The sequence below is a fragment of the Clostridium nigeriense genome (assembly GCF_050585265.1).
GTDB classification, from domain to species: Bacteria; Bacillota; Clostridia; order Clostridiales; family Clostridiaceae; genus Clostridium; species Clostridium nigeriense_B.
On sequence record NZ_JBNOOE010000009.1, the window covers coordinates 80,435 to 92,585 of the forward strand.

At 29.9% G+C, this 12,151-nt stretch carries 10 protein-coding genes; all 10 read left to right on the forward strand.

Features of this window, described 5'->3' with window-relative positions:
* The first annotated feature begins 58 nt into the window (after positions 1 to 58).
* The 10 genes from ACQPVP_RS10090 (at position 59) to ACQPVP_RS10135 (ending at position 12,024) form a co-directional block, all read left to right on the forward strand.
* Positions 59 to 4,393 carry a PolC-type DNA polymerase III gene (locus tag ACQPVP_RS10090; RefSeq protein WP_430849613.1) on the forward strand — a complete coding sequence of 1,445 codons (4,335 nt, stop codon included), beginning with the start codon at positions 59 to 61 and terminating at the stop codon, positions 4,391 to 4,393.
* A 256-nt stretch (positions 4,394 to 4,649) separates the two neighbouring features.
* Positions 4,650 to 5,108 (forward strand): ribosome maturation factor RimP, encoded by a 459-nt coding sequence (gene rimP, locus ACQPVP_RS10095; protein WP_430849615.1) that lies wholly within the window; start codon positions 4,650 to 4,652, stop codon positions 5,106 to 5,108.
* A gap of 16 nt (positions 5,109 to 5,124) precedes the next feature.
* A complete protein-coding gene (gene nusA / locus ACQPVP_RS10100) occupies positions 5,125 to 6,222 on the forward strand; it encodes a transcription termination factor NusA (protein ID WP_430849617.1) in 1,098 nt (365 codons plus the stop codon).
* Positions 6,223 to 6,234: 12 nt separating this feature from the next.
* Positions 6,235 to 6,498, forward strand: coding sequence for an RNase P modulator RnpM (gene rnpM / locus ACQPVP_RS10105; RefSeq protein ID WP_430849619.1), 264 nt, complete (start codon positions 6,235 to 6,237; stop codon positions 6,496 to 6,498).
* Positions 6,491 to 6,805 (forward strand): ribosomal L7Ae/L30e/S12e/Gadd45 family protein, encoded by a 315-nt coding sequence (locus tag ACQPVP_RS10110; RefSeq protein WP_430849621.1) that lies wholly within the window; start codon positions 6,491 to 6,493, stop codon positions 6,803 to 6,805. Before rnpM ends, ACQPVP_RS10110 begins: the two co-directional genes overlap by 8 nt.
* 15 nt (positions 6,806 to 6,820) lie before the next feature.
* Positions 6,821 to 8,866 (forward strand): translation initiation factor IF-2, encoded by a 2,046-nt coding sequence (gene infB / locus ACQPVP_RS10115; protein WP_430849624.1) that lies wholly within the window; start codon positions 6,821 to 6,823, stop codon positions 8,864 to 8,866.
* A gap of 17 nt (positions 8,867 to 8,883) precedes the next feature.
* Positions 8,884 to 9,234 (forward strand): 30S ribosome-binding factor RbfA, encoded by a 351-nt coding sequence (gene rbfA, locus ACQPVP_RS10120; protein ID WP_430841066.1) that lies wholly within the window; start codon positions 8,884 to 8,886, stop codon positions 9,232 to 9,234.
* Complete coding sequence (locus ACQPVP_RS10125; protein ID WP_430849626.1) at positions 9,234 to 10,211, forward strand: DHH family phosphoesterase; 978 nt, start codon at positions 9,234 to 9,236, stop codon at positions 10,209 to 10,211. Before rbfA ends, ACQPVP_RS10125 begins: the two co-directional genes overlap by 1 nt.
* Entirely contained in the window at positions 10,211 to 11,089 is an 879-nt protein-coding gene (gene truB, locus ACQPVP_RS10130) for a tRNA pseudouridine(55) synthase TruB (protein WP_430849628.1), read from the forward strand. Before ACQPVP_RS10125 ends, truB begins: the two co-directional genes overlap by 1 nt.
* A gap of 11 nt (positions 11,090 to 11,100) precedes the next feature.
* Positions 11,101 to 12,024 (forward strand): bifunctional riboflavin kinase/FAD synthetase, encoded by a 924-nt coding sequence (locus tag ACQPVP_RS10135; protein ID WP_430849630.1) that lies wholly within the window; start codon positions 11,101 to 11,103, stop codon positions 12,022 to 12,024.
* Positions 12,025 to 12,151: the final 127 nt, after the last annotated feature.

The window sequence follows — 12,151 nt, forward strand, 5'->3', positions numbered from 1 at the left end:
ATTTTCCCTTTTATACTAAATATAATTGACAAGTGGATATTAAAAGTGGGGTGTTTCATTGAGTGAAAATGCTTTAAAACTTATAAAAAAAGAAATAAATAAAGATGATACTTTGGAAGATAAAGAAATAAGTATAGTTAAGTTTCAATTTTTGAGAAAAAGTAATGTATTAAAAGTTGTGCTTAGGGGAAAAGATGGATTAAATAATGAAGAAGAGGATAAAGTAATAAGAGCTATAAAAAATGCGTTAAATATAGATATTAATATAGAAGTATTATTTTATAGAGATGTTTCAAGCTTATCACTTGAAGAAGTAGTAGAGAAACATTGGCCAGAAGTTGTAGGAAATATTTTAAAGAAAGTACCATTGGCAAAGTCAGTATTAACCAAAGGATCTAAAAAGGTAGAAGGAAATAATGTCATTATAAGTAGTGGGTATGATAAAATTAATGAACATTTAAATTTTAGAGAAATACCTAAGCAAATTTCTCTAAATATAGAAAGTATTTTTGGATTAAAATCAAAAGTAAAGTTACTATATGATAGTAGCTTAGAATCAGAAAATAATTATGAAGAAAAATTAGAGCAAGAGAGAGAAGTATTAAAAGAGATATTTAGTGGAAGAACAATTTCAAAAGAATCATCAGCTAAAAAATCTAATACTGAAGAAAAGCAAGGAGCAAAACCTAAGAAGCCTTATGAAAAACGTGAGTTTAAAAGAGAGGCAAAAAGTGAAAATAGCATCTTAGGAAGATCAATAAGCCAAGAAGCAATAGCAATTAAGGAAATAGATGAAACATCAGGATTAGTTGCAGTAATTGGAGAAGTATTTAAGACAGATATTGTAGAAACTAAGACAGGAAAGACTATCCTTACTTTCTTTATCACAGATTATACTAGTTCTATAACTGTAAAGTGCTTTTTAAGACCTCAAGAAACAGAGGAGGTTTTAGAAGCTGTAAAGAAGGGATTATATTGTAAGGTAAGAGGAGAAGCTGTATATGATACATATGCAAGAGAAGTAGTAATAATGGGGAGAGATATTCTAAAGATGAGCAAAATAGATAGAATGGATGGAGCAGAAGAAAAAAGAGTAGAGCTTCATTGTCATACTACTATGAGTGCTATGGATGGAGTAACTTCTGTTACTAAATTAATTGAAAGAGCTGCTAAATGGGGACATAAAGCAATTGCAATCACAGATCATGGGGTAGTTCAAGCTTTTCCAGATGCACAAATTGCAGCTAAAAAAAATAAAATGAAGGTATTATATGGAGTTGAAGGATATTTAGTTAATGATGGAATTCCTATTGCTATAAATGATAAAAATGAAGATTTTAATGATACTTTTATAGTTTTTGATATAGAAACTACAGGGTTTTCAGCAAAAAATGATAAAATTATAGAAATAGGTGCTGTTAAAATAAAAAACAGAGAAGTTATTGATACTTTTAGTGAATTTATATATCCTAAATGTAAAATACCATATAAAATAACTGAACTTACAGGTATAACTGATGAAATGGTAAAAGATGCAGATCCAATCGAGTTAGTTTTACCTAAATTTATGGAGTTTATAGACGGATGTGCAGTAGTTGCTCATAATGCTGCTTTTGACACAGGGTTTATTAAGAAAAATTGTAATGACTTAGGTTTAGAATTTACATCTACTATTGTGGATACTGTACCAATGGCGAGATTTTTATACCCAGATTTAAAAAGAGTTAAACTAAATTTAGTGGCTAAGTATTTAGGAGTTTCTCTTGAAAATCATCATAGAGCAGTAGATGATGCTAAGGCAACTGCAGATATATTCTTAATTTCTATAAAAAAGATGATAGAAGAATTAAATATTAATAATATTAAGGAATTAAATAGGGAATTCCTTGAAAAAATGGATATTAAAAAAGAAAAAACTTTTCATATAATTATTTTTGCCAAAACTCAAGCAGGAATGAAAAGTTTATATAAATTGATTTCTGAAGCTCATTTAGATAATTTTCATAAGAATCCAAGAACTAGAAAAAGCAGGTTGATGGAAGTAAGAGATGAGTTAATAATAGGTTCTGCGTGTGAAGCAGGAGAAGTATATAGGTCTGTACTTGATGGTAAATCAGATGAAGAGCTTAAAGAAATAATGAGTTTTTATGATTATCTAGAAATTCAACCTATTGCAAATAATAGCTATCTTATAGAAAAAGGTAATGTTAAAGATGAAGATGAATTAAGAGCATTAAATGAAAGAATATATAGACTAGGAAAAGAATTAAATAAATTAGTTGTTGCGACTGGAGATGTACACTTCCTAGATCCGCAAGATGAAGTTTTTAGACGAATAATAATGGCAGGACAAGGATTTTCAGATTCAGATAATCAGCCTCCATTGTATTTAAAGACAACAGAAGAAATGCTAAAGGAATTTGCCTATTTGGGAGAAAAGGTAGCAAGAGAAGTAGTAATAACTAATCCTAGTATAATAGCAGATTCTATAGATGTATTAAAACCAATACCAGACGAAACATATCCTCCTAAGATTGAGGGTGCTGATGAAGAAATTAGAGAGATGACTATGAAAAAGGTTCACTCTATTTATGGAGATCCATTACCGGAAATAGTTCAAAAAAGATTAGATAAAGAATTAAATTCTATTATTAATAATGGATATGCTGTTCTTTATTTAATTGCACAAAAGCTTGTTGCTAAATCTTTATCTGATGGATATTTGGTTGGTTCGAGAGGATCTGTTGGTTCATCTTTTGTTGCAACAATGTCAAATATAACAGAGGTTAATGGACTTCCTCCACATTATGTTTGTCCTAATTGTAAGAATTCAGAATTCTTCTTGGATGGATCTGTTAGTTCAGGAGCAGATTTAGAGGATAAAAATTGTTCAAAGTGTGGAACAAAATATATAAAAGATGGTCACGATATACCTTTTGAAACATTCTTAGGATTTGAAGGGGATAAGGAGCCCGATATAGATCTTAATTTCTCTGGTGATAACCAAGGTGAAATACACAAATATACAGAAGTTTTATTTGGTAAGGGATATGTATTTAAGGCTGGAACTATAGGTACTGTAGCTGAAAAAACTGCTTATGGATATGTGAGAAAATATCTAGATGAAAGAGGATTAAGAGCTTCAAGTGCAGAAATTGAAAGATTAACTATTGGATGTACAGGTATCAAGAGAACTACTGGACAACATCCAGGTGGAATTATGGTTGTTCCTAGTGATAATGAAATATATAATTTCACGCCTATACAAAGGCCAGCTGATGATTCTACTTCTGATGTTACTACTACACATTTTGATTACCATTCAATATCTGGTAGACTTTTAAAACTTGATATACTTGGACACGATGATCCTACAATGATTAGGATGCTTCAAGACTTGACAGGAGTAGATCCAAAGACTATACCTTTAAATGATGAAAGGGTTATTTCTTTATTTACATCACCAGATGCTTTAGGTGTAACTAAAGAGGAACTTGGATGTGAAGTTGGTAGTTATGGACTTCCTGAATTTGGAACTAAATTTGTTAGAGGGATGCTTGTTGATACTCAGCCTAAGAGTTTTGCAGATTTAGTTAGAATTTCTGGTCTTTCTCATGGTACGGATGTATGGCTTAATAATGCACAGTATTTTATAAAAGAAGGATATACTACACTTAAAGATTGTATTTCTACAAGAGATGATATTATGGTTTATTTAATGTATGCAGGAGTACCACCTAAGATGGCATTTACAATAATGGAAAGTGTAAGAAAAGGTAAGGGATTAACAGAAGAATTTGAAAAGTTGATGAGAGAAAATAATGTTCCGGATTGGTATATAGAATCTTGTAAGAGAATTAAGTATATGTTCCCTAAGGGACACGCAGTTGCATATGTAATGATGGCGGTTAGAATTGCTTATTTTAAAGTTCATTATCCAGAAGCATATTATGCGACATATTTTACTGTTAGAGCAGATGATTTTGATGCAGATTTAATTTGTAAAGGGCCTGGAGCAATAAAAGCAAAGCTGGATGAATTATATGAACTAGGAAATAAGGCTACTGCAAAGGATAAAGGATTAATTACTGTTTTAGAATTATCTTATGAACTTTATGTAAGAGGTCTTAAATTTAAAAAAGTAGATTTATATATTTCTGAAGCTACTAAATTTACAATAGAAGAAGATGGAATCAGACCACCAATAAGTGCACTTCAAGGTGTTGGAGATAATGCTGCTAAAAGTATAGTTGAAGCTAGAAAACAAGGAGAATTTATTTCAAAAGAAGATTTAAGAGTTAGGGCAAAGGTTTCAAAGACAGTTATTGAAACTTTAAGTAATCATGGATGTTTAGAAGGAATGTCTGAAACAAACCAATTATCTTTATTCTAATTAGTATAATAATTATTATATTGGGAAAGTAATTAATATAATGGGAAGAATAAAATACTTACTACCCCCTTGTATTAATTAGGAAATTGTGATAGGATAAGAAAAGAAGTGATTTACTAATAGCTAGGAGTTAGGAGTGGGGATAATAATTACCCGCTCTTTCTATTTAATTGCAACTACCATTTAGTTGCTTTTTTTATAGAAAAGTTAATTAGTAAAACTTTTAAATAAAACTGAATAGGTAAAGGAGGTTAATATGAAAGTTGATGCATTAATAGAAAAGATATATCAATTAGTAAGACCTGTAGCTGATGAATTAAGTTATGAAATTTATCACATTGAGTATGTAAAAGAAAATGGAGAATATTATTTAAGAATATATATTGATAAGGATGGTGGTATAACTTTAACTGATTGTGAAAAGTTATCAAGAAGAGTTAGTGATATAATGGATGAAGAAGATCCAATTTCAGTTGCTTATTTTCTTGAAGTATCATCTCCAGGTTTAAATAGAGGATTATATACTGATGATCATTATAAGAATCAAATTGGCAAAGAGGTTTTTATTAGATTTACCAAGTCCTTCGAAGGTAAGAAAAATATTAAGGGAACATTAAAAGAAGTAAATGAAGATTCAGTTGTAGTTGAAGCTGAAAAATTATTTACTATTCCAAAGGATAAAATAAAATCAGCAAATTTAGAAGGGGAAATATAATAAGGAGGATATTAAAATGAACCAAGAGTTTATAGCTGCTCTTAAAGAAATTGTTAAGGATAAAGGAATTAGCGAGGATTTACTTTTTACAACTATAGAAGATGCACTAGTTGCAGCATACAAAAAAAATTATGCTAGTCCAACTACTTCAGCACAAAATGTTAAAGTAAGCATAAATAGAGAAACAGGTGAAATACATGTATATGCTCAAAAAGTTGTAGTTGAAGATGTATATGATTATGTAACTGAAATAAGCTTAGAAGAAGCTAAAGAAGTAAGTCCAAGATATGATCTTGATGATATAGTAGATTTAGAAGTAACACCAAAAAACTTCGGTAGAGTTGCAGCTCAACTTGCTAAGGGTGTGGTTACTCAAAGAATAAGAGAAGCAGAGAGAAATATAGTATATTCAGAATATAAAGAATTAGAATATGATATTATTACTGGAACTGTATTAAGAAAAGATAAAGGTAATGTATTTGTTAATCTTGGAAGAATAGAAACATCTATTGGACCAAATGAACAAATTCCAGGAGAAGAATATAAGTTTAATGAAAAAGTAAAACTATATGTTGTAGAAGTTAAGAATGGTTCAAAAGGAGCTCAAATAGTAGTTTCAAGAACACATCCAGGTCTAGTAAAGAGATTATTTGAGTTAGAAGTGCCTGAAATTTATGAGGGTGTTGTTGAAATAAAAAGTATTTCAAGAGAAGCTGGTTCAAGAAGTAAAATAGCAGTTTACTCAAATGATGAAAATGTAGATCCAATGGGAGCTTGTGTGGGTCCAAAAGGAATTAGAGTACAAAATATAGTAAATGAGCTTAAAGGTGAGAAAATAGATATTATTAAATGGAGTAAAAATCCTGAAGAATTTATAGCAGCATCTTTAAGTCCTGCAAAAGTTTTAGAGGTTTCAGTTTCTGAAGATAGCAAATCAGCCAAGGTTGTTGTAGATGATAATCAATTATCACTTGCTATAGGTAAGGAAGGACAAAATGTTAGACTTGCAGCAAAATTAACTAATTGGAAAATAGACATAAAGAGCAAATCACAAGCTGAGGCATTAAAGGCAGAAAAAGAAGAACTATCTGAAGAAATTGAAATTTTAGAATAATGGAGGTTTCTTATGAAAGTAAAGAAAATTCCTTTGAGAATGTGTACAGGATGCATGGAAATGAAGCCTAAAAAGGAACTTATAAGAGTAGTTAAGAGTCCTGAAAATGAAGTTTCTGTTGACTTAACTGGTAAAAAGTCAGGAAGAGGAGCTTATATTTGTAAAAACATAGAGTGCTTAGAAAAAGCTTTTAAGACAAAGAGGCTTTCAAGAAATTTAGATATAGCTATAGATGAAGAAATATATAATAGGTTAAAGGAAGAAATAAATGAATAATTTTTTTAACTTTCTAGGTTTAGCTAAAAGAGCAGGAAATGTAATTGAAGGGTATAGTAAGTGTGATGAAGAAAGAAATAGGAAATCAATGTTCCTATTTATAATATCTAATGATGCTTCAAACAGTACTAAAAAGAAATTTAAAAACCATTGTATATTAAAAAATATAAGGTTTATAGAAGACTTTTCAAAAGAAGAATTAGGAGCTTCTATCGGAAGAGAAGAAGTTAAAATATTATCTATAACTGATAAAAATATGGCTAACAAACTTTATACCCTTTACGAAGATAAAAATAACAAAAATTAACCGGGGGTGATTTTATTGTCAAAAATCAGAGTGTATGAATTGGCAAAAGAGCTTGAGATAAGCTCAAAAGATCTTATAGAATTATTAATGAATGAATTTAGCGTTGATGTAAAAAATCATATGAGCGTTATAGAAGATGAGGATGCAGAGTTAATTAAAGAATTAATCGGAGAAACAGATGCAGCTAAAAATAAAACTATAGTAGATGAATATGAAGAAATATTAGCTGAAGAAGTTAATAATCAAGCTAAGAAGAAAAAGAGAAAGAAAACAGATGAATCAGCTGGAGCCATTGGAGAAGGTGGATCAGGAGTAGTTGAAATTGGTGAAACTATAACTGTAAAAGAATTAGCGGAAAAACTTGGTAAGCCTAGTGCGGATGTTATAAAAACTCTTATATTCACTGGAGTTATGGCTGGAATAAATCAAGAAATAGATTTTGCAACAGCCGAAAAAGTATGTGAAAAATATGAATGTTTAGTTGCTAAAAAAGAGGAAAAAGAAGAACTAGAAGTAGTTGAAGATGAGGAAATAGTTGAAGAGAACTTAGTTAAAAGACCTCCGATAGTTACAGTTATGGGTCACGTTGACCACGGTAAGACTTCACTTTTAGATGCTATAAGAAAAGCTAATGTAACAGCGAATGAAGCAGGTGGGATAACACAACATATAGGTGCATATACTGTAAACTTAAATGGAGAAAAGTTAACATTTTTAGATACTCCAGGACATGAAGCTTTTACAGCAATGAGAGCTAGAGGAGCTCAAGTTACAGATGTAGTTATATTAGTAGTTGCAGCAGATGATGGAATAATGCCACAGACTAAAGAAGCTATAAATCACTGTAAAGCTGCTGATGTTCCTATGATAGTTGCAATAAACAAGATTGATAGACCTGGAGCGAATATTGATAGAGTTAAGCAAGAACTAACTGAATATGAATTAGTAGCTGAAGATTGGGGCGGAGATACTATATGCGTTCCTGTATCTGCAAAAACTGGAGAAAATTTAGAGCAATTGTTAGAAATGGTATTATTAACTGCTGAAATGGCAGAACTTAAAGCTGATCCTAAGAGAAAGGCTAAAGGGACTGTAATAGAAGCTAAGCTTGATAAAGGAAGAGGAGCAGTTGCAACATTACTTATTCAAAATGGTACATTACATGTTGGTGATTCAATTTTAGTAGGATCTACTTATGGAAGAATAAGAGCTATGTTTGATGATAAAGGTAAATCTATAAAGAGTGCTGGTCCTTCAATACCAGTAGAAATATTAGGACTTTCAGAAGTCCCAGCAGCTGGAGATAGATTTACTGTTGTTAAAGATGAAAAAACAGCAAGAAATATGGCTGAATCAAGAAAACAAAAAATTAAAGATGAAAGTTTCCATTCTGCTAATAGAGTTTCTCTTGAAGATTTATATAGTCAAATTCAAGAAGGAACTGTTAAAGAACTTGGAATAATAGTAAAGGCTGATGTACAAGGATCAGTTCAAGCAATCAAGCAATCTTTAGAAAAATTATCTACTGAAGATGTTAAAGTTAGAGTTATACATGGTGGGGTTGGTGCTATAACTGAAACAGACGTAACTCTTGCTACAGCATCAAATGCTTTATTAATAGGATTTAATGTAAGACCGGATTCAAATGCTACTGCAGTTGCAGATAAAGATGGTGTTGAAATTAAAACTTACAGAATTATATACGATGCAATCGAAGATGTTAAATCAGCTATGATTGGAATGCTTGATCCAGAATACAAAGAAGTTATAAATGGTAAAGCAGAAGTAAGAATGGTATATAAGATTTCTAATATAGGAACAATTGCTGGATGTTATGTTATAGATGGTAAAATCTTAAGAAATTCAGAAGTTAGAATTATAAGAGATGGAATAGTTATATTCGAGTCTACTTTAGCATCATTAAAGAGATTTAAAGACGATGCAAAGGAAGTTAATTCTGGATATGAATGTGGCTTAAGCGTAGATAAATTTAATGACATTAAAGAAGGCGATATAATAGAATCCTTTAGTATGCAAGCAGTTGAAAGAAAGCAGCTTTAATAAAGAGGTGATTTTAAATGGCTAATTATAGAGGCGGAAGGATAAACGAAGAAGTAAGAAGAGAAATAAGCGTTATCTTAAGAGATGAAATTAAGGATCCTAGAATGACTGCTATGGTGTCAATTACATCAGTAAAAGTTAGTAAGGATTTGAAATATGCAAAGGTGTTTGTAAGTATTTTTGGTAAAAACGAAGAAGAAAAAAATGAAACCTTTGCTGCATTAAAAAGTGCAAGCGGATATGTAAGAAGAGAAGTAGGTCAAAGAATGAATTTAAGAAATACTCCTCAAATAATATTCGAACTAGATGATTCTATAAGTTATAGTATGAGAATAGAAGAACTTATAGATAAAGTTAAGGAAAAGTAATGAATAGTTTACAAGATATTTGTAAATTAATATTAGATAGTAATAAAATAGGCATTACCTACCATGTATCACCTGATGGTGATGCAGTAGGTAGTGCACTTGCACTATTAAATGGATTAAGATATTTAAATAAAAACGCTTATTTAATTTCAAAAGATATAATTTCAGATAATCTTCAATTTTTAAAAAGTGCTAATGAAGGAAATGGATTAGTAACAACACCTAGTCAAGATACAGATATAGTGGTTGTTGTAGATTGTGGTAATTTTGAACGTATATCAGCAGATTTAATGAATTTTAAAGGAACTATAATTAATATAGATCATCATATTTCGAATGATAAATATGGTAAATTAAATTATGTGGATACTAATGCAGCAGCAACAGCAGAAATAATTTACGAACTTTTAGAAAAGTTAAATTTAAAGTTTGAAATAGATAATGAAGATATTTATGAAATTGGAACTTGTCTTTATACATCATTAGTAACTGATACAGGTGGATTTAGACATTCTAATGTAACTTCTAGAACTCATAAAATAGCATCAAAGCTTAAAGAAATTCAAGTGAATAATACCTTTATTTATCAAAATCTTTTTGATAATAAAAGCTTTGAAAAAATTAGGTTAATAGGAAAATCTATTAATAATATGGAACTTTTATTTGATAGAAAAGTTTCTCTAATTAAGATACCAAAATCTTATGGAGAAGAACTTGGAATAGAAATTGGAGATACCTCTGATGTAATATCCTTTGGTTTGCAAATAAAGGGAGTAGAAGTTGCAGTATTGATAAAGGAAACTGACAATGGAGCAAAGGCAAGCTTAAGATCTAAAAATGATTTTGATGTTAGAAAAATTGCAGAAAAGCTTGGTGGCGGAGGCCATATTAAAGCAGCTGGTATAACATTAAATGGAATGAGCCTAGAAGAAGCTAAAAATAAAATATTAGAAGAAATAGAGAAAGAGTTGTTATAATGGATGGAGTAATTAGTATTTTTAAAAATACTGGTATGACTTCCTTTGATGTAGTAAGAATAATTAAAAAGGTTTCAGGAACAAAAAAGGTTGGACATACAGGCACTTTAGACCCAGAAGCTTCTGGAGTGCTTCCAGTGTGTATTGGTAAGGGGACTAAAATTATTGATTATATTATGAATTCTGATAAAGTATATGAAGTAGAGTTTAAGCTTGGAATTAAAACTACTACCTATGATTTAGAAGGAGAAATAATTGAAGAAAATAATCCATCTAATATTAATAATGAAGATATTTTAAAGACTATAAATTCCTTTAAGGGAGAATATAGTCAAGTTCCGCCAATGTATTCTGCTTTAAAACAAAATGGTGTAAGACTCTATGAGTTAGCAAGGAAAGGTATTGAAGTTGAAAGAGAGGGAAGACTTGTAAAAATATACAATATTGAAGATATAAAAGTAGATAATCCCAATATAAGTATGAAAGTTACATGTTCAAAAGGAACATATATTAGAAGTCTTTGTTATGACATTGGTGAGGCTTTAGGTGTTGGTGCAGCTATGACTAAGCTTAAAAGAACTAAAACCTCTAAGTTTTCTGAAGAGCAATCAGTAAATATATCTGATATTAATTCAGATAACATTAATAAATTTGTCATAAGTATTGAAGAAGCTTTAGATGCTTATGATAAATTGATAGTTTTAAATAAGTATTGTAGGCTTTTAATTAATGGAGTTAGAGTTTTTGACAAAAGATTTACCAAAGAAAAAGTTGAAATGGGAAAACTATATAGAGTTTATGATGAAGACGGAAAATTCATTGGACTTGGTAAAAGTAATCATCAAGGTTTTAAGATAGAGAAATTGTTAATTAATTAGGAGAGCAGGATATGATAGTAATAGATGATATTATTATGAATGATAAGGAAAGTGATAATTATGTTGCATTAGGAAGTTTTGATGGACTTCATTATGGTCATTTATCACTTGTAAGAAAGACAGTCCAAGTTGCTAAAGAAAAAAATGGTAAAAGTATGGTTTTTACATATAAAAATCATCCTAAAACAATTGTAAAGCCTGATAGTGTACCTAAGTTGATTATGGATTTGGATACAAAGCTTGAGTATTTAGATGAAGAAAATGTAGATATAGTAGTACTTAGAACTTTTACAAAAGAATTTATGTCAATAGAGGCAGAAGACTTTATAAAATTACTTTGTGAAGACTATAATGTAAAGGGAATAGTAGTGGGTTTTAATTTTAGATTTGGGCATAAAAATTTAGGAAATGTAGACCTATTAAAAGATCTTCAAAGTAAATATGGATATGAATTATATATAATAGATCCATGTACATACAAAGGAGATATTATAAGTAGTACTAGAGTTAGAAATTGTATATTAGAAGGAAATGTTTCTGAGGCTACCAATATGTTATCAGAGCCATATTTAATAAAAGGAAAAGTAATACATGGTAAGCAGCTTGGTAGAACAATAGGAATTCCAACAGCAAATTTAGAATTTGATAGTAAAATGGTTATTCCTGAAAAAGGTGTGTACTATACAAATGTAAAATATAAAGGAAATATATTTAAAGGACTTACCTCAGTTGGGTATAATCCAACGGTAAATGGAAAGGATTTAACTATAGAAACATATATTTTAAACTTCGATGAAATGATTTACGGAGAAGAGATTAAAGTTTATTTTATAGAAAGAATAAGAGATGAACTTAAATTTGATACATTGGATGAACTTGTTGAACAAATCAGAAAAGATGAAGAGTTTATAAAAAATAAAGATATAATAATTTAATTATTGTGAATTTATAATTTACAATAATAATATGATTTGTTATAATAGCAAGGAAGAACCTAATTCTAAGATATGAGGATGCCATCTCATTTCATGGATATAGGGGATAATATTACGGAGGTGCGAA

Coding starts and splice junctions, on each gene's coding strand:
- ACQPVP_RS10135 (WP_430849630.1), top strand. CDS start 11,101: ATGATAGTAATAGATGATATTATTATGAATGATAAGGAAAGTGATAAT.
- truB (WP_430849628.1), top strand. CDS start 10,211: ATGGATGGAGTAATTAGTATTTTTAAAAATACTGGTATGACTTCCTTT.
- ACQPVP_RS10125 (WP_430849626.1), top strand. CDS start 9,234: ATGAATAGTTTACAAGATATTTGTAAATTAATATTAGATAGTAATAAA.
- rnpM (WP_430849619.1), top strand. CDS start 6,235: ATGAAAGTAAAGAAAATTCCTTTGAGAATGTGTACAGGATGCATGGAA.
- rimP (WP_430849615.1), top strand. CDS start 4,650: ATGAAAGTTGATGCATTAATAGAAAAGATATATCAATTAGTAAGACCT.
- nusA (WP_430849617.1), top strand. CDS start 5,125: ATGAACCAAGAGTTTATAGCTGCTCTTAAAGAAATTGTTAAGGATAAA.
- rbfA (WP_430841066.1), top strand. CDS start 8,884: ATGGCTAATTATAGAGGCGGAAGGATAAACGAAGAAGTAAGAAGAGAA.
- ACQPVP_RS10110 (WP_430849621.1), top strand. CDS start 6,491: ATGAATAATTTTTTTAACTTTCTAGGTTTAGCTAAAAGAGCAGGAAAT.